We start from the raw sequence: 18090 nt of genomic DNA on the forward strand, positions 1-18090 counted from the left end.
GAAACATCACCTGCAAACCCTACAAAACTAACTCATGTGGAGTAAAAGCAATGAAAACAAAGACAAGCTTGATCCTCACCGTTGCCGCCCTGGCGTTGTCCGGTTCCGCCTTAGCAGAAGTTAAGATCGCCCTTGTGGCGAAATCGCTGGGAAATGGCTTCTTCGAAGCCGCCAACGTTGGCGCCCAACAGGCAGCCAAAGAGTTAGGTGATGTCAAAGTGATCTACACCGGCCCGACCACTACCACCGCCGAAGCGCAGATCGATGTGCTGAACGGGTTGATCGCCCAGGGCGTGGATGCGATCGCCATTTCCGCCAACGATCCGGACGCCGTGGTACCGGTGCTGAAAAAAGCGATGCAGCGCGGCATCAAGGTGGTCTCGTGGGACTCCGGCGTGGCGCCGGCAGGCCGCCAGATCCATCTTAACCCCTCGAATAACGCCTTAATTGGCGAAACCAACGTCAAGCTCGCCGCCGATGCGCTGAAGGCGCTGAACGTTGAGAAAGGCGAGGTGGCCGTGTTAAGCGCCACCCCAACCTCCACTAACCAGAACATCTGGATTGAGGAGATGAAAAAGGTGCTGCCGCAGTATCCGTCCGTACAGCTGGTCACCGTCGCCTACGGGGACGATCTGTCGGATAAAAGCTACCGCGAAGCGGTGGGCCTGCTGAAATCATATCCGGACCTGAAAGTCATTGTTTCGCCGTCGTCGGTGGGCATTGTTGCCGCCGCGCAGGCGGTGAAGGATCAGGGCAAAATCGGCAAAGTCTATGTCACCGGGCTGGGGCTGCCGTCGGAAATGGCCGGCGCGATCAAGTCCGGCGCCAGCAAAAGCTTCGCCATCTGGAACCCGATTGACCTGGGCTACGCCGCCACCTATCTGGCCGACGATTTAGTCAAAGGCACGGCGACCAAAACCGAAGCCAGTATGGGCAAGCTGGGCAAAGTGAAGCTGGATGCTGAGGGGAATGGCGCGATGGCCGAGCCGTTCGTCTACGATGCGAGCAACATCGATAAGTTCTCGAAAATTTTCTAACCCTTGTTCCCTCACCCCGGCCCTCTCCCGGAGGGAGAGGGGGAAAGGCTGGTCCTCTGCACGATGTGGCCAGCGGACGCCGGACCGTTCCCACGCCCCTTTGGGGAGAGGGTTAGGGTGAGGGGTGATTTTTGTGGAGAACTATCATGTCAGCATCAACGCCACTGCTGTCGCTGAAGGGGATCACCAAGATTTTTCCCGGTGTGCGCGCCCTTGAGAACGTGCAGCTTGATCTCTGGCCCGGCAAAGTGACCGCCTTAATCGGCGAAAACGGCGCGGGGAAATCCACGCTGGTCAAAGTGATGACCGGTATTTATCAGCCCGAAGAGGGCGAGATCCTCTATAAAGCGATCCCTATTCATCTGCCAACGCCGGAATCGGCGCATAAGGTAGGGATCACCGCCATTCACCAGGAAACCGTGCTGTTTGACGAACTCTCGGTCAGTGAAAATATTTTCGTCGGCCAGTATCTGTATAAGGGACTGTTAAAAACGCTCGACTGGCCGGCGATGCACCGCAGAGCCAGCGAGATCCTCACCCGGCTGGAAGTCCAGATCGACCCGCGGGCCACGCTGAAAACCCTCAGCATCGCCCAGCGGCACATGGTGGCGATTGCCCGGGCGCTGGCTTTCGACGCCCAGGTGGTGATCCTCGATGAGCCGACCGCCGCCCTCTCCCAGCATGAAATCCTGGAGTTTTATCACATCGTTGAGCGTCTGAAGCAGGACGGCAAAGCGATCCTGTTTATCTCGCATAAGTTCGATGAAATTTTCGAGCTGGCCGATTATTACACCATCCTGCGCGATGGGGTGTACGTCAGCTCCGGGGCGATAAGCGACATCACCGAAGAGCGAATGGTGTCGATGATGGTGGGCCGGGCGATCACCCAAACCTACCCGAAAATCGACTGCACGCCCGGAGAAACGGTGCTGGAGGTGACTGATCTCTGTCATCCTACCGAGTTTGCCCATATCAGCTTCCGCCTGCGCAAGGGCGAAATTCTCGGCTTTTACGGCCTGGTGGGCGCCGGACGCACCGAGCTGATGCAGGCGCTCTCCGGTGTCTCGCGTCCCTCCTCCGGCGAGATCCGCCTGAACGGCAGCCCCATGCGCTTTCGCCAGCCCGCCGACGCCATCCGCGCGGGCATCGTCTGCGTGCCGGAAGAGCGGCAGAAACAGGGAGCGATCATCGCTCTGCCCATCGCCCAGAACATCAGTTTACCGCAGCTCAGCAAGCTCAATCCTAACGGCGTCCTGAACGACGCCCGGGAATGGCGGCTGGCGGACGAGTACGCCTCGCGCCTGCAGGTTAAAGCCTTCAGCTGGCGGCAGCCGGTGGAGACCCTCTCTGGCGGCAATCAGCAGAAAGTGGTGATCGGCAAATGGCTGGCGACCCACCCCGAGGTGATTATCCTCGACGAGCCGACCAAAGGCATCGATATCGGCTCAAAAGCCGCCGTGCATCAGTTTATGTCCGAGCTGGTCAGCCAGGGACTGGCGGTGATTATGGTGTCGTCAGAGCTGCCGGAAGTGATGGGCATGGCCGACCGGATTATCGTGATGCACGAAGGGCTGATGGTCGCCGAATACCAGGCCGGGGAAGCGACAGCGGAAACCATCGTTAGCGCGGCCAGCGGCATCGGCCAGGAGGCGGCATGATGGGACACGCATGGCTTAAACATCGCGAAGCGCTGCTGGCTTTGGTCATCATTTTGATGATCGGCGCCATCGGCAGCCGGGCGCCGTCGTTCGTTTCACCGGGCAATCTGGTGGAGATGTTTAACGATACCGCCATCCTTATCATCCTCGCCCTCGGGCAGATGATTGTGTTGCTCACCAAAGGCATCGATCTGTCGATGGCCGCCAACCTGGCGCTGACCGGGATGATCGTCGCCCTGCTTAACGCCCACTATCCGGGTATTCCGGTGGTGGCGCTGCTGGCACTGGCAACCCTGCTGGGCCTGCTGATGGGGATGATTAACGGCCTGCTGGTCTGGCGCCTCGGCATTCCCGCCATCGTGGTGACCCTGGGCACCATGAGCATTTATCGCGGCATTATCTTCCTGCTGACTGACGGCGGCTGGGTTAACTCACATCAGATGAGCGCTGATTTTCTCAGTCTGCCGCGCAGCGCGCTCCTGGGGCTGCCGCTGCTGAGCTGGTGCGCCATCGCCGCGCTGCTGCTGGTGGGTTATTTCCTGCGCTACAGCCGCACCGGCCGGGCCTTGTACACCGCAGGCGGCAACGCGACGGCGGCGTACTACACCGGCATTAACGCCGGAAAAATGCAGTTCGTCAGCTTCTGTCTCTCCGGCGCGCTGGCCGGCTTCTGCGGCTATCTGTGGATCTCGCGTTTCGCTGTCGCCTATGTCGACGTGGCGAACGGCTTTGAACTGCAGGTGGTCGCGGCCTGCGTGATCGGCGGTATCAGCACCATGGGCGGAAGCGGACGGGTGCTGGGCTGCCTGTGCGGCGCGCTGTTCCTCGGGGTCATCAATAACGCCCTGCCGGTGATCGGCATCTCGCCCTTCTGGCAAATGGCGATCTCCGGGGCGGTGATCGTCATGGCGGTGCTGCTCAACGAGCGCGGCAATCGCGGTCACGGGCGGTTAATCCTGCGCAACGCGGCGTTAGCCCGACAGAAACAGGCGGTGAAATCATGAGCAAGATGATGGTATCTGAAGAGATGAAAAACGCCCCGGCCGCGCCGTCGCGGCTGCGCCGCCTGCTGTGCTGGGAAGGGTTTTTACTGGCGGTCACCCTGGCGGTATTTATCGGCAACGCGGTGGCTTCCCCGTACTTCCTCAATATCTGGAACCTCTCGGACGCGACCTTTACCTTTACCGAGAAGGCGATCGTCGTCCTGCCGATGGCGATGCTGATTATCGCCCGGGAAATCGATCTGTCGGTGGCCTCGACGATGGCGCTCAGCTCAACGGTGATGGGCCTCTGCGCGGCAGCGGGGGTGGACACGCCGCTGCTGGTGGTCATCGGCCTGGGCGTAGGTCTGCTGTGCGGCCTGTTCAACGGCTTGCTGGTGACTCGCTTTAACCTGTCGTCCATTGTGATCACCATCGGCACCATGAGCCTGTATCGCGGCATCACCTATATCCTGCTGGGCGATCAGGCGCTCAATCACTATCCGGAGAGCTTTGCCTGGTTCGGCCAGGGCTACGTGTGGGGGGCGCTCTCTTTTGAGTTTGCGCTGTTTATCCTCCTCGCGGCCGCCTTCACCTTCCTGCTGCATAAAACCAACTTTGGTCGCCGGACCTACGCCATCGGCAATAACCCGACCGGCGCCTGGTTCTCCGGGATCAACGTTAAGCGTCATAACCTGGTGCTGTTCGCGCTGGTCGGGCTGATGGCCGGGCTGGCGGCGGTCCTGCTGACCTCACGGCTCGGCAGTACCCGCCCCACCCTGGCGATGGGCTGGGAGCTGGCGGTTGTCACCATGGCGGTGCTCGGCGGCGTCAATATTCTCGGCGGCTCCGGCAGCATGCCCGGGGTGATCATTGCCGCCTTTCTGATGGGGCTGGTGACCTTCGGCCTGAGCCTGCTGAACGTCCCCGGTATCGTGATGTCGGTGATTATCGGCGCCATGCTGATCGTGGTGATCTCCCTGCCGATTATGACCCGGCGGATGATGCAGCGAAGACGATGTTAATTTCCCCCTCACCCTGGCCCTCTCCCCAAGGGAGAGGGGACTGCCCGGCGCACGCAGGCAGCCTGTAGTCCGGGATCGGTTTTCCCCCTCTCCCTGCGGGAGAGGGCTGGGGTGAGGGGAAACGGATTTTCCAAAATCAACATTAAGGAGAATTATCATGAGTTTTATGTTGGCACTACCTAAAATCAGCCTCCACGGCGCAGGCGCTATCGGTGATATGGTTAAACTGGTGGCCGGTAAGCAGTGGGGCAAGGCGCTGATCGTCACCGACGGTCAACTGGTGAAGCTGGGCCTGCTGGACAGTCTGTTTTCCGCGCTGGATGAACAGCAGATGGCTTATCAGCTATTTGACGACGTGTTCCCCAACCCCACCGAAGCGCTGGTGCAGCAAGGCTACGCGGCTTACCAGGCGGCCCGCTGCGATTACCTGATCGCCTTCGGCGGCGGCAGCCCGATTGATACCGCCAAGGCGATAAAAATCCTCACCGCCAACCCTGGTCCCTCCACAGCCTACTCCGGCGTCGGCAAAGTGAAAAACGCTGGCGTGCCGCTGGTGGCCATCAACACCACCGCCGGCACGGCGGCGGAGATGACCAGCAACGCAGTGATTATCGATAGCGAGCGGCAGGTGAAAGAGGTGATTATCGACCCCAACCTGATCCCGGATATCGCCGTCGACGACGCCAGCGTGATGCTCGACATCCCGCCAGCCGTTACCGCCGCCACCGGCATGGACGCCCTGACCCACGCCATCGAGGCCTTTGTTTCCGTTGGCGCCCATCCGCTGACCGACGTCAACGCCCTCGAGGCCATTCGCCTGATCAACCTGTGGCTGCCGAAAGCGGTAGACGATGGACATGATCTGCAGGCCCGCGAGCAGATGGCCTTTGGCCAGTATCTGGCGGGCATGGCGTTCAACAGCGCCGGTCTCGGGCTGGTACACGCCCTGGCCCATCAGCCTGGCGCTACCCATAACCTGCCACACGGAGTGTGCAACGCCATCCTGCTGCCGATTATCGAAAACTTTAACCGTCCGAACGCGGTGGCGCGCTTCGCCCGCGTAGCGCAGGCGATGGGCGTCGATACCCGCGGCATGAGCGATGAGGCTGCCAGCATGGAGGCCATCAATGCCATCCGCACGCTGAGCAAACACGTAGGGATCCCCCAGGGTTTCAGCCAGCTTGGCGTCAGCAAAGCCGATATCGAAGGCTGGCTGGATAAAGCGCTGGCCGACCCTTGCGCGCCGTGTAACCCGCGCCCCGCCAGCCGCGATGAGGTTCGCGAGCTCTATCTGGAGGCCTTATGATCCGTAAAGCTTTCGTCATGCAGGTGAACCCCGACGCGCACGAGGAGTACCAGCGCCGCCATAATCCCATCTGGCCGGAGCTGGAGGCAGTGCTGAAGGACCACGGCGCGCACCATTACGCCATTTATCTCGATAAAGAACGCCATCTGTTGTTCGCGACGGTGGAGATTGAGTCGGAAGCCCGCTGGGAGGCGGTCGCCAGCACGGAAGTGTGCCAGCGCTGGTGGAAATACATGCGCGAGGTGATGCCCAGCAACCCGGATAACAGCCCGCTGAGCGCGGAGCTCAAAGAAGTGTTTTATCTGGCGTGAAAATAACCGGCCTCCCTCCAGACGGGAGGCCGGTCGATTAAACGGTCATCGCATTATCCCGAAGCGGCTCGGTTTTCGCCTTACCCGCTAACGTAAACGCTGAGATTAAGGTAACCGTCAGGGCAATACCGCCGAGGATCATATAGGTATCCTGAAAGCCGATCCGATCGTACATATTGCCGGCGAAGGCGGAGAGGAAGATCGCCGCCACCTGCTTGGCGAACTGGAAGCCCACCAGGTAAATGGTCGCCGACAGCCGGACATCAAACACACCGGTAATGTATTTAAAGGCGCCCACCAGCAGGAACGGCACCTCCAGCGCATGGAGCATTTTCAACGCTATGACTTCCGCGGCCGTAGTGGCGAAGGAAGAGCCAATCATTCTTGCCGCCATCACCATCCCGGCGATCAGCAGGGTATTCTTCGCCCCGATGCGGTTAATAATCCACGGCGAGCTGAACATAATGATGGCGTTACATATTTCTCCCGCGGTGGTGGCGAAACCAAAGGCGCGGGTGCCCGCTTCCGGGGTCGCGAAGAACGATTTAAAAAAGGTGGCGAACTGCTGATCAAAAACGTCATACACGCAGGCCACGCCGATGACATACAGAATAAACATCCACATCTTACGCTGGCGGAACATGCGCACCGCCGTTTTTAAATCGATCGCCGGGCGATTGGCGCCGAGCGAATCCATCACCTGCGCGGACTGACTGGCCTGCGGTTTGGCGATGGCCACCAGCACCACCAACAGCAGCGCGGCGGCCGACCCCATCCAGAACACCCATTCGGGATTAATGCTGAACAGCATTCCGGCGGTGGTCGCGCACAGCGCCCATCCCAGACAGCCAAAGGTGCGCGCCTTGCCGTATTCAAACCCGCTGTTGCGGCTTACCCGTTCGATATAGGCCTCCATCGCGCCGGCGCCTGCGGAGAATACAAAGCCGATATAGGCGCCGCCGCTCAGCGCCCCGAGCCAGATGTTGGTTTTCAGCAGCGGAGCGAAAACATAGAGGAAGAAGGGAGCAATCAGCACCAGCAGAACAGTCACGATCCACATCAGGTGTTTTTTCAGCCCCAGCTTGTCAGAGATCACCCCGAGGACCGGCTGGAAACAGATGGCGAACAGCGACAGGCTGGAGAAAACGAGGCCGGTTTCGGTTTTATTCAGGCCGATGACGTCCGACAGCCAGATCGGCAGAAACGGAAAGCAGGTGGCCATGATGAAGAAGTAGAGAAAGAAGAACAGCCCGAAAATCCAGAAGTTGGGGTTGTTTTTGTGGGTACAGACGGTCGGGTTCATTATATTTTCCTCAAGAAGGGCCGCGACGCGGCCCGATACCATCACACGCGTTGCAGGCCAATCAGAATGGCGCTTTCCGGGTCGAGGATGGGCAGCGCCAGCCCCGCCTGCTGTAGCCACTCACCGCTCACCGTCTGCGGCGTCGTCATCCATGCCGGCAGCTTCCGCATGGTGTGGCCACCCTCGCCGGTTATCTGAATGTTCGGATGATCGAGGAGCGTCACCTGATAGCGGGCGCTCGCCTCCAGCCCCGCCAGGCGCAGCGGCGCCATCAGGGTGTAGTCCGGCATCGCCAGCTGGCTGACGAGGAAAATCGCCTGCGCTTTATCCGGGCTGACGACGCCATGGGCAAGGGTGGTAGCGTCCGGCATATCCATCCGCCACTGCACGCCGTGATGGATCACGTCGCGCCACTGTTTATGTAAGGCCGCATATTTCCGGTATCCGGCGCGCTCTTCTTCATCAGCGCTCACCGGATCCAGCTCAAGTCCCATATGACCAAACAGCGCCGTCAGGCCGCGGAAGGCGATACTGTGCTGGCGGAAGGTGGCATGACAGTGGCGATTGCCAATATGCGCGCCCATCACCTCCGGCGGGAAGAAGTAGCTCATGCCGCGCTGGATGGTGTTGCGCTCAAGGGCGTCATTATTGTCAGACGCCCAGAAGCGATGGCTGCGCTTGAGGACTTCATAATCGATCCGCCCGCCCCCGGAGGAGCAGGATTCAAATTCAATGTGCGGGAAACGGGCCACCAGCGTATCCAGCAGGCGGTAGAACTGGCGCGTTTGCGCGTCCGCGGCGGCGCGTCCCTGATGCCCAGGCTGCACCAGCTCGCGGTTCATATCCCACTTCACGTAGTCCACCGCGTGCTCGCCCAGCAGCCAGCTCATCCGCTCCAGCAGATAATCAAACGCTTCCGGAATGTTGAGATTCAGGACAAACTGATGGCGGCCGGTCAGCGGGGTATAGCCCGGCAGCGCCAGCACCCAGTCCGGGTGCGCCCGGTACAGATCGGAGTCCGGGTTAATCATTTCCGGCTCCACCCAAATACCGAATTCCATCCCCAGCGATTTCACGTGATCAATAACCGGCGTCAGGCCGTAGGGGTATTTTTTCTCATCAAGATACCAGTCCCCAAGCGCCGCCCAGTCGTCGTTGCGCCCTTTAAACCAGCCGTCATCGATAATAAAGCGCTCGACGCCCAGCGCCGCCGCCTCGTCAGCCATACGCATGATGTAGTCCGGGTCGTGGTCGAAATAGATCCCCTCCCAGGTGTTGAGATGCACCGGACGCGGCTTGTTGCCCGGGAAGCGAATAATCCGTTCGCGCAGATAACGATGGAACTGCTGGCTCATGCCGTTCAGCCCGTTCGCCGAGTAGCTGGCATACAGGTACGGCGTCCACAAGGTTTCCCCTTCCGCCAGCGCCATTTCGCCCGGCAGATAGAGCGCCTCGGCCTGCAGATAGCGACGGCCATCGGTTTTCACCTCCGTCCGCAGGCGATGGTTACCGCTCCAGGCCAGATGTACGCCCCAGACTTCACCCTGCATCTCGCTAAAGGCGCGGCTGCCGGTGATCAGGGCCGGGAAATGTTCGTGAGAGGTGCGCCCGCGGCGGTTCTCCAGCACAAAGCTGTCGTGCTCCAGCGTCAGGCGGTGAGGCTGAAACTCGCGGATCCAGCGGCCATGGAAAGCCATCACCTCGCGAGCGCGTTCGGCGACCGGCAATGTGACCGCCAGGCGATCCACCTGCCATGGGCTGGCGCGCAGATTGGTCACGCCATGGCGCACGATCAGCACGCCGCTGGCATCCAGCGCGATCTCGCTGTGCAGACGCAGGCCGGCCTGTGGATCTTCGCTGACCAGGGTCAGCGTCTGGCCCTCGTGCCGCACTTCGCTGGTGGTGAACAGCGGAGAGGCATCCAGACCCTGACGATGGCCTTCAATGCCCGGCGCGCCAAACAGGCCATGGCCCAGCTCCGCCATTAAGGTCACTGGCGAATCGACATCCAGTCTGCCGTTGGCGACCGGGCGCGTCAGGCTGTCGGCATCCTGCGGTGAAAAGTGGCTTAAATGTGGCCCCCAGTAGACAATTTCGGCGAAAGGGCGAGTTTTAATGACAACATCGGCACCGGCACTTTGCAGGTGAATCAGCGAATCAGACATCAGACATCTCCATAACAAGGAATGTCTTACTGTTGATCCGAAACGTTTCGGATGCCAACCAAAACGTTTCGGATCCGTGATCGGCTTCAGAATTACGGGTTAAAAAGGGGTCAGGTCAGGCAGTTTCGCCGGGGATGAATTCGGGCTGCCAGAGCACCTGCAGCGAGGCCAGATCCTCGCCAGCAATTAAGCGGCGGACCATATCGGCAATCTGCCGTCCCACACCCTGCCGCGTGGACTGGATCACCGCGGCAACGTCGGTCTCAATGATGCTGTCCTGCGGCAAGCCGTCATACACTACTAAGGCGACGCGGTTGTCACCGGTCAAACGCCCCAGATGGGCGAGCGCCATCGCGGCGCCATCGCCATGGGTGTTGCAGTCGGTGATAATCGCGGTAGGCGGCTCCGGCAGGCGCAGCAACTCCAGCGTGGCCTGATAGCCGCCGCGGCGCGTCGCCGGCACGCTACGCAGCCATGCATCGGATAACCCCGCCTCGCGCAGAGCATCGAGATAGCCGTTACGCCGTTGCAAAATAAACGCCTGATTGTTGTTCTCACCCAGCAGAGCGATACGCTGGTGGCCCTGTTGAATCAGATGGCGGGTGGCGCGGCAGGTGCCGGCATAGTTATCGAAATCAAACCAGGCGTAGGGCTGTGCCAGGCGGCTACGGCCAAGCGCCAGAAACGGAAAGCCTGAGGCCTGCAGCTGCGCCAGCCGCGGATCGTCATCCAGGGTATGGGCCACGATTAAAGCGTCGACGCGACGGCCCTGCACCATGCGCATATATCCATGTTTATCCGCCTGTTCATCATCGGCGATCAGCAACAAATCAATGTCATGGCGCGCCAGCTCATGGCTGATCTCCCCAACCATCTCAAGAAAAACGTTATTGTTGAGCGGCGCGGGGCGGACAGGAAAGACGAGACCAACGGCATCAATGGTGCCCATTTTCAGACGGCGGGCGAAAGTGTTGGGGCGATAGCCCCGGCGCTGCGCTTCAGCCTCAACCCGGGCGCGGGTCTCCTGTGACACATCGTCATAGCCGTTCAACGCCCGGCTGACGGTCGTGACGGAGATCCCAAGTTGTTTGGCAATGGCTTTCAGCGACATAAAAATCCCTGTTTTCGCATAGGAAAGCTAGTTTCCCGCAATATGGCTATGACGTCCAGCGAGCGCGCGTCCCCCGCCGACGCGATGTCAGTTTTGCTCAGCGATCAGCAGAGCCTGCGTATCCGGCTCCAGCGCCTGAAAAACATGCTCCTGATCCGCCGGGTAGCAGATATAGTCGCCCTCGCCGAGCTCTTCCGGCGCCGACGTCAGCCCTACCCGCGCCCGCCCCTGGGTGACGATAATATGTTCCACCGAGCCTGGCGGATGCGGATGCGAAATACGATCGGCGCCGGGCTGGGTTAACAGTAAATAGATGTCCCGACGCGCGCCTGGCGGACAAGCGGCCAGCAAAATGGCCTGATAGTTCGCCTGCTCCGCCACCACCTTTGTCCCCTCTCCGCGGCGGATCACCTGCGTTTTGTTCACCTGCGGCTCAAGCAGGCGGGCAAACGGGATATCCAGCGCCACGCAGAGCGACCACAGCGTTTCCAGACTCGGATTGCCGTTGCCGGACTCCAGTTGCGATAGCGTGGATTTTGCGATACCCGCCCGACGCGCGACTTCCGCCAGCGAGAGACCGGTCCGCGCCCGCTCCCGCACCAGGCTTTTGGCAATAACGCTGATTGGCTGTGTCATACCCGCCCCTTTGTTTTTTATATCGAACGATTCGTTCGTCTTGAAAAACGTTCATTATGTGTTCATTATAATGGGAAATCGTTCGATATGGCTAAGTGATATGAAACAAACTCTCTCCAGTCTCAGCGGAGACACGATAAAAGCGATCGTTTTGGTCTGCCTTGCCGTCGGGGTGGTGGGCATGTCCTATGGGTCGCTGGCGGTGGCTTACGGCTTCCCTTTATGGGTGCCGCTCTTGCTTTCGGTGTCCGTGCTGGCAGGCGCTTCTGAATTCATGTTTATCGGCATTATCGCCAGCGGCGGTAGCCCACTGGCCGCCGCTGCCGCTGGCCTGTTAGTCAACGCGCGCCATATCCCGTTCGGAGTGACCGTGCGCGAACTGGTTGGTCGGCGCGCCTTAAGCTTTATCGGGTGCCACATTATGAACGACGAGAGCGTGGTCTTTGGCTTGTCGCAGCCCACCCCCGCGCAGCGCAAAGCGGCCTACTGGCTGTGCGGCGCCGGCGTCGCGCTGATCTGGCCCCTCGGCACGCTAACCGGCGCGGCCGTCGGCAAACTGCTGCCAGCGCCGGAAACCATCGGGCTTGATGCGGTCTTCCCGGCGATCCTGCTGGCGCTGGTGATCCCGGCCTTTAAAAACCGCACTACGCTGATCCGCGCCGCCAGCGGCGCCGCACTGGCGCTTGCCGCCGTACCGTTTGTGCCCACCGGGCTGCCGGTGCTGCTTTCGCTGTTTGGTTTACTGTCGAGGAAAAAATAATGGGCAATATGACGCTGTTTATCGCCGGTATCGCCATCCTGTCGCTGGGAACCTATCTGATGCGCCTCGGCGGCGCGAAGCTCGGCAATCGGCTGGCATTTTCCGAGCGCTCGCAGGCGCTGCTTTCCGATGCGGCGACGGTGCTGCTTTTTTCCGTCGCCCTGGCCACCACCTTCTATGAAGGGGCGCATTTCGCCGGCATGGCGCGCGTTCTGGGTGTGGCTGTCGCCGTGTTCCTCGCCTGGCGCAAGGTCCCGCTGATCGGCGTGATTATCGCCGCCGCCGTGGTGACCGCGCTGCTGCGCCTGGCGGGTATGCCTTAGGGCGGGTAAGCGTAATCCGCCAAACCGGCGTGCTTTCCAGCGATCGTGCCTTCAAGCCAGTGAATAATCGGTTTTATCTCCAGCGGATACCGCTGGTCTATCGTCAATACGGGCCCTAAAGACATGGGCTGCGCCCGCCCGGCCAGCTGGGCCAGCTCCGGCAGATACTCCTCGCCGGGGTGGCCCGGCGGCCGCGTCGCCAGCCGCGAGGCATAGCGTGCGACGGCCAGCTCCGGGGTAATATGGTTCCAGATCTCAATTACCTGCTCCACGCCCGCCTGCTGTAGCAGTCTCTGCAAGGTCTCCCGCGGCTGAAAACCGAACCAGGCGTCGATCAACCAAACCATGCTGGCAGGCGACGCGCCGACAATCGACCAAATCACCTCATACGCCGCACAGCCCAGCTGGCGATTCATCGGCCGGTCGACAGGGGCCAGGCGCGCCATAAACGGCTCTTTGATGCCGTCGATCGTCAACACTGGCAGACTAAAGGTCTCCGCCAGCAAACGGGTGATGGTACTCTTCCCCGACGCCGGAATGCCGTTGATTAATATGGCCGTTTTGCAGCCTGGGGTCAGATGTCTGTTCATAGTAATGCGACGACCTCCTCCCGGCTGCGGGCCGTCCGCAGTTTGGCCATGGTGTCATTGTTATCCAGCAGCGCGACGATGGAACGGATGCCCTCCTCGATATGCGCATTGCTGTCCCGGGCACCAAACATAATAACAATGTCCGCCTTTTCACTGTCCGCAAACGGGATGGGCTTTTTCAGCACCACCAGGCTAAAGCAGTTGCGTCTGACGCCGCACTCGGGGCGGGCATGGGGGATGGCAATCCCTTCATCAAAAACGTAATAAGCGCCATGATTCAAGGTATTATCGATCACCGCCTGGCTATATTCCGCCGAAATAAAGCCTTTCGCCTCCAGCGGGCGGGCAGCCAACTTTATTACCCGCTGCCAGTCGGATTCCACAACGCCAACCTGAATGGCATCGGCCTCAATAAGCAGTTCTTTTATGGTCATTCTCTGTTCCTAGATATTGCGACGAATAATATTGCGTAAATTATCAATCTGCAGAAACAGCGCATCGATATCCTGCCGGTGGCTCTTACTCTTGGCATATACCGATAATGCCCGGTTGTAAGTCAACATCAATGTTTTTTGCACGTCGCTATTATCGGGCTGGCGCTGTAATTCGCCTTCCAGTCTGGCGATCTCTTCCGCCAGCTGACGGGACTGTTGATCATAATCCTGCAGCGGGTTTTGCTCTTTTTTCCACAGCGTTTTCAATGATTCAAACATAGCAAGCTCCCTCCCTGGCGGAAGACAGGGCAACAAAAGATATGTGTCGGTAAAAACGCTATTTAAATAGCGCCATTTTTTCCATTAATACGGCAGTCACTGCCTGGTTGGCGGGAATTAAAAATTTCCGTACGCTGTCATTTACTTTTCCTTTCTCGAACGTTGATTTACAGCGGTCGACCCACTGCACGTTCATTTCCGTTCCGACGTTCACTTTATTAATCCCTTCAGTGACGGCCAGCCGCATATCGTCGTCACTAACGCCTGTGCCGCCATGCAGCACCAGCGGCACGCCAGTCGCTTCGCTTATCGCCTTCAGCCGCGCATGCTGTATCTGCGCTTTACCGGTGTACAGGCCATGCACAGTGCCCACCGAGACGGCCAGCATATCGACCTGCGTCTCCTCCACAAAACGTTTCGCGTCGTCGACGGTAGTAAAACAGATATCTTCGGCAGCCACCGCTTTTCCATCCTCTGACCCGCCGATCGCCCCCAGCTCACCTTCTACCGTAATATTCCGCGGCCGGGCCATTTCCACCACAATCCGCGTGTTACCGATATTTTCCTCGAGGCTTAAGTGAGACCCGTCGTACATCACCGAAGAAAAGCCCGCATTCATTGCCGTCTCGATGGCTTTAATATCGGAGCAGTGATCGAGGTGCAGGCAGGTCGGGATATTTTCACTGTCTGCTAATGAACGCACGGCATCGACCAGTAACCGATACCCCAGATACTCTGCGGTACCGGTTGATATTTGGATCATTAATGGGCTGTGGCTGTTTTGCGCGGCTTTGAAAAAAGCCGGTAACATCTCAATACAGTGCAAGTTAAACGAGCCAATCGCTTTAAAATTTCTTTCCTGAGCGATGTTTAAAATCTCATTAAAATTATACAGACTCATGAACATTTTCCCCTTTCGGCTTAGCGGATTTACCGTTTACAAACCATGCCAGTGCGGCGACAAACACAATAAACAAGGCGACAAAGAGCCAGTTATTCTGGAAGGCGTGGCCTAATACCAGACCGGAGCTGATGACGTCAGAATCGCTGAAGGTGACGCCCGTAAAGCCGTAGCTCTCCAGCATGGGCACCAGAATAGCCGGCAGAAAAGTGATAAACAGACCGTGGATAACCCCGCCGATCATCGCCCCGCGACGTCCGCCCAGCGCATTACCAAATACCCCTGCCGTACCGCCGGCGAAAAAGTTGGTTAACAGCCCGGGGAGGATCATCGCCAGACCGAACATCGGGAAAACCAGCATGCCGATAATCGAGCCGACAGTCGTCGCCAGAAATCCGACAATCACCGCATTTGGCGCATAGGGAAACAGCACCGGGCAATCGAGAGCAGGCTTTGCATCCGGGACAATACGCATCGCGATACCGCGAAAAGCCGGCACCAGCTCATTGAGTAATAAACGCACACCGCTATAGAGGACAAAGACCCCGGCGACAAACTGAATGGACTGCATGAAGGCATACATCAGGTAATTAATGCCGCCGGAGAATTGCGCGATGTACTGCGGCCCCGCCGCAATAGCCGGGATGAGATACATCGGCACCATCACCACCGCCATGGCCAGATAGGTATCCTGCAGAAACTTAAAGTTATCAGGCAGTTCGAGATCTTCCGTGGAGCGAGAGCCTTTTCCGACAACTTTAGCGACCGCAGCCTGCACCAGATAGCCGATGGTACAGAAGTGCCCCAGGGCCACATCGTCAGACCCGGTAATGCGCCTGACCACCGGCTGAGCCAGGGCCGGCATTAAGACCGCCATCACACCGCCGAAGATACCCCCGGTTAAAATCAGCGGTACGCCAGTGAGCCCGGACTTATAGCCAATCACAGCCCCAATTGTCGCCATCCACAGCAGCGCCTGGCCGGTCAGGAAAATATATTTTAGCGGCGTCAGACGGGCGATAATAATGTTGACAGCAAAGATCACCAGCAGCGTCAGCGCCACTTCCGAACCTAATTCCCGATTCGCTAACCCGGCGATGGCGGCCACATCGGTAATATAGCCTTTCATGCCAAACCCCTGGGTGAAGATATCATTCAGGAAGGTCAGGGTGGCGACAATGATGTTTATCCCGGCCATCATAATTAAGAAACCGAGCAGCGTTTTAAATGTCCCTTCCGCGGTTTTGCCTGGCGATTTCTTTTGCAGGATCAGGCCAAGCATGGCAATAAAAGCAATAAGGATGGATGCCTGGCCGAGTAAATCCTTAACGATAAACGCAACGAAGCTATTCATAATCAGCCACCTTCAGATGACGTTCTTTTAAGAATGCGACGATCTTGGTTTCAATCTCCTCTTTATCAGTAAGTTTATTCAATACCACGACACGTTTAATTTCTTCTTCACTGGCATCGGCGGTTAAGATGTCGGCAAAGGTTTTTTGCGTCAGAATCATATCCGATTTAAAGGCCCCAGCTTCGGAAACGGTGGTGTGTTCAATATGAGCGGGAATTTCCAGCTTCTTTAAAACTGCCTTCGCCGTCATTTCAATGGCAAAGCTTGAACCGAGGCCGCAGCCACATACGCATAAAATTTTCAGCATGGAGGGTCTCCTCAAATAATATTGAGTTGCTTGGCAAGTTTATAATGATGTCCTTCAGTATCGACCAGACGTTTTTTCATACTGACTAGATCAATCGGAATTGGTTTGTTACTGGAATTAATTATTATGGCTTTATTTTTCATACCTGACTGAATACAGCGAACCACTTCACTGGCCATAATGGTACCCTGATAAATCTCTTCACAGGTTGGATCACCGCTGCGTAAACCATAGCCGACGATCGTTTTACGGATACGGACACCTATTTGTGGTTCCAGCTGTTTAATCATGGTATCAATCGCCCCCTGAAAGCCGGGAGAGTACTCTTTGGTATAGCCTTCTGAGCAGAGGATCACGACGCTATTTTGCGTGCTCAGCTTCCGGGTAATCCGTTCCGCAAGCATGGTCAGCGGCATCTGTGCCTCCGGGATCAGGGCAATATCAGCATTACATTTAATGGCAGACTGTAACGTTAGTTCTCCACAATAGCCTCCTAATATCTCAATCATAAAAACCCGACCCGGCAGCGCTCTTCCGGTATTTCTTAAACGGGAGACTTCTTTAATAATTTGCTCACAGGCCGTGGAAAAACCAATCGTATAATCACTGCCATACACATCATTATCGATAGTCATCCCGACACCAAAGCAATTAATCTCAAATTCACTAAGGGTATTCAGAAACTGCAGGCTGCCATCCCCCCCGGCCATAATGAGCACATCAATACGCAGAGATTTAAGTTTTTTAGCAATGCTTTCATATTCACTGCGCTGCAGTTTGCGACTGGTTCGCCCCGAGGTAATGATCGGCACCGCGGTAATGGAGAAATCAACCAGATCGCGCCACGCCATATCCTGATGACTTTTCTCCAGTAGCCCTGGAATACCGCCATTAAACAGCGTGATATCGGCATTAGCCTGCCTGGCTACCTGGAATATAAAATTATTCATTCCCGAAACATCCCCGCCGCTAATAACGATGCCAATTTTCATGACGCTTCCTCGCTCATTTGCCTGACAACATTTTTCCCTGAGTACAAGCCTTCTATTTGCAATAAAGATCACATAATGCGTATTAAATTACGTCAGTGAATGGTTGACAGTAGCAGTGACATGCTTATTTATGTGATAAACATCTCATTTAAAGAGGGTGATCGCCATCGCTTTCTGTTTTTAATATCTTTATATTTCATAGCGTTAAAATATCGAGATATTCAGGCGTGCAGACCTTTCCTTTGCCGTTAATATAGGGATTTAAGAAAAGAACGGAAACGTGATTACTGCCACATTTTTTTCGTAGCAGAGGGGAATATCGGGTAATTTCGCCGATGCGGGAAGTGAAACAAAAAAAGCGCCCTAAGGCGCTCTTTCGACAGTAACTTTATGCTTATTTGTTCAGTTCCGCAGTCATATGCACGCGGTTGCCGGTAAAGGCTTCGGTAATTTTGTAAGACGAAGCGCCAGCAGCCTGCGCCTGAGCAGCGATTTTCGCTTCCGCACCATCCATCGTGGCAGCGGTGGCGGTCACGGTTTCAGCAGCGAATGAACCAAAAGAAGCGGCCAGTGCGATTACTGCGACAAAAGTTTTGATGCTTTTCATGATATAAACCC

20 protein-coding genes are annotated in these 18090 nt (G+C 57.4%); 8 read left to right on the plus strand and 12 right to left on the minus strand.

Annotation, left to right across the window (positions count from 1 at the left end):
* Positions 1-50: 50 nt before the first annotated feature.
* From rhaS to rhaM, 6 genes are all read left to right on the plus strand, one after another.
* Entirely contained in the window at positions 51-1037 is a 987-nt protein-coding gene (rhaS, locus tag AS136_RS23135; protein WP_008807884.1) for a rhamnose ABC transporter substrate-binding protein, read from the plus strand.
* Positions 1038-1183: 146 nt separating this feature from the next.
* On the plus strand, positions 1184-2695 hold the full coding sequence (locus AS136_RS23140) for a sugar ABC transporter ATP-binding protein (RefSeq protein ID WP_016162048.1): 1512 nt from the start codon (positions 1184-1186) through the stop codon (positions 2693-2695).
* Positions 2692-3699, plus strand: a complete 1008-nt coding sequence (locus AS136_RS23145; protein WP_162823417.1) for an ABC transporter permease — start codon at positions 2692-2694, stop codon at positions 3697-3699. Before AS136_RS23140 ends, AS136_RS23145 begins: the two co-directional genes overlap by 4 nt.
* Entirely contained in the window at positions 3696-4700 is a 1005-nt protein-coding gene (locus tag AS136_RS23150) for an ABC transporter permease (protein WP_023340872.1), read from the plus strand. The genes AS136_RS23145 and AS136_RS23150 overlap by 4 nt, the downstream gene beginning before the upstream one ends.
* A gap of 157 nt (positions 4701-4857) precedes the next feature.
* Entirely contained in the window at positions 4858-6006 is a 1149-nt protein-coding gene (gene fucO, locus AS136_RS23155) for a lactaldehyde reductase (RefSeq protein ID WP_063267042.1), read from the plus strand.
* Entirely contained in the window at positions 6003-6317 is a 315-nt protein-coding gene (gene rhaM, locus AS136_RS23160; protein WP_002882870.1) for an L-rhamnose mutarotase, read from the plus strand. Before fucO ends, rhaM begins: the two co-directional genes overlap by 4 nt.
* Before the next feature lie 37 nt (positions 6318-6354).
* Here the strand turns inward: rhaM and AS136_RS23165 are convergent, their stop codons facing one another.
* The 4 genes from AS136_RS23165 to AS136_RS23180 form a co-directional block, all read right to left on the minus strand.
* Positions 6355-7620 (minus strand): MFS transporter, encoded by a 1266-nt coding sequence (locus AS136_RS23165; protein ID WP_023323425.1) that lies wholly within the window; start codon positions 7618-7620, stop codon positions 6355-6357.
* 41 nt (positions 7621-7661) lie between these two features.
* The gene (locus tag AS136_RS23170; RefSeq protein WP_023323424.1) at positions 7662-9785 is read right to left on the minus strand and encodes an alpha-galactosidase; all 2124 of its coding nucleotides are present in this window, start codon (positions 9783-9785) and stop codon (positions 7662-7664) included.
* A gap of 115 nt (positions 9786-9900) precedes the next feature.
* On the minus strand, positions 9901-10896 hold the full coding sequence (locus AS136_RS23175) for a substrate-binding domain-containing protein (RefSeq protein WP_008807891.1): 996 nt from the start codon (positions 10894-10896) through the stop codon (positions 9901-9903).
* An 87-nt stretch (positions 10897-10983) separates the two neighbouring features.
* Positions 10984-11532, minus strand: coding sequence for a helix-turn-helix domain-containing protein (locus AS136_RS23180; protein ID WP_002882865.1), 549 nt, complete (start codon positions 11530-11532; stop codon positions 10984-10986).
* A 100-nt stretch (positions 11533-11632) separates the two neighbouring features.
* Here AS136_RS23180 and AS136_RS23185 point away from each other — a divergent pair, with 100 nt between their 5' ends.
* Positions 11633-12292: an AzlC family ABC transporter permease gene (locus AS136_RS23185; RefSeq protein ID WP_008807892.1), complete on the plus strand. Its 660-nt coding sequence runs from the start codon at positions 11633-11635 to the stop codon at positions 12290-12292.
* Complete coding sequence (locus tag AS136_RS23190; RefSeq protein WP_008807893.1) at positions 12292-12615, plus strand: AzlD domain-containing protein; 324 nt, start codon at positions 12292-12294, stop codon at positions 12613-12615. Before AS136_RS23185 ends, AS136_RS23190 begins: the two co-directional genes overlap by 1 nt.
* On the opposite strand, the gene AS136_RS23195 is transcribed toward AS136_RS23190, so the two are convergent.
* The 8 genes from AS136_RS23195 to AS136_RS23230 all read right to left on the minus strand — a co-directional run bounded on the left by AS136_RS23195 (position 12612) and on the right by AS136_RS23230 (position 18079).
* Positions 12612-13205, minus strand: coding sequence for a P-loop nucleotide/nucleoside kinase family protein (locus AS136_RS23195; RefSeq protein ID WP_008807894.1), 594 nt, complete (start codon positions 13203-13205; stop codon positions 12612-12614). The two genes, AS136_RS23190 and AS136_RS23195, sit on opposite strands and share 4 nt — an antisense overlap.
* Positions 13202-13639: a PTS sugar transporter subunit IIA gene (locus AS136_RS23200; RefSeq protein ID WP_008807895.1), complete on the minus strand. Its 438-nt coding sequence runs from the start codon at positions 13637-13639 to the stop codon at positions 13202-13204. Before AS136_RS23200 ends, AS136_RS23195 begins: the two co-directional genes overlap by 4 nt.
* 9 nt (positions 13640-13648) lie before the next feature.
* Positions 13649-13918, minus strand: a complete 270-nt coding sequence (locus AS136_RS23205) for a hypothetical protein (RefSeq protein ID WP_002882858.1) — start codon at positions 13916-13918, stop codon at positions 13649-13651.
* 58 nt (positions 13919-13976) lie between these two features.
* The gene (locus tag AS136_RS23210) at positions 13977-14819 is read right to left on the minus strand and encodes a class II fructose-bisphosphate aldolase (RefSeq protein ID WP_008807896.1); all 843 of its coding nucleotides are present in this window, start codon (positions 14817-14819) and stop codon (positions 13977-13979) included.
* Positions 14806-16173, minus strand: a complete 1368-nt coding sequence (locus tag AS136_RS23215; protein ID WP_004203642.1) for a PTS sugar transporter subunit IIC — start codon at positions 16171-16173, stop codon at positions 14806-14808. The genes AS136_RS23210 and AS136_RS23215 overlap by 14 nt, the downstream gene beginning before the upstream one ends.
* Positions 16166-16480 carry a PTS sugar transporter subunit IIB gene (locus AS136_RS23220; RefSeq protein ID WP_004151864.1) on the minus strand — a complete coding sequence of 105 codons (315 nt, stop codon included), beginning with the start codon at positions 16478-16480 and terminating at the stop codon, positions 16166-16168. Before AS136_RS23220 ends, AS136_RS23215 begins: the two co-directional genes overlap by 8 nt.
* 11 nt (positions 16481-16491) lie before the next feature.
* Positions 16492-17472 (minus strand): 6-phosphofructokinase, encoded by a 981-nt coding sequence (locus AS136_RS23225; RefSeq protein ID WP_063267043.1) that lies wholly within the window; start codon positions 17470-17472, stop codon positions 16492-16494.
* A 394-nt stretch (positions 17473-17866) separates the two neighbouring features.
* On the minus strand, positions 17867-18079 hold the full coding sequence (locus tag AS136_RS23230) for a YdgH/BhsA/McbA-like domain containing protein (protein ID WP_004127125.1): 213 nt from the start codon (positions 18077-18079) through the stop codon (positions 17867-17869).
* Between the last annotated feature and the right edge of the window lie 11 nt (positions 18080-18090).

It is taken from the genome of Klebsiella sp. D5A (genome assembly GCF_001620885.1).
Lineage (GTDB): Bacteria > Pseudomonadota > Gammaproteobacteria > Enterobacterales > Enterobacteriaceae > Klebsiella > Klebsiella variicola.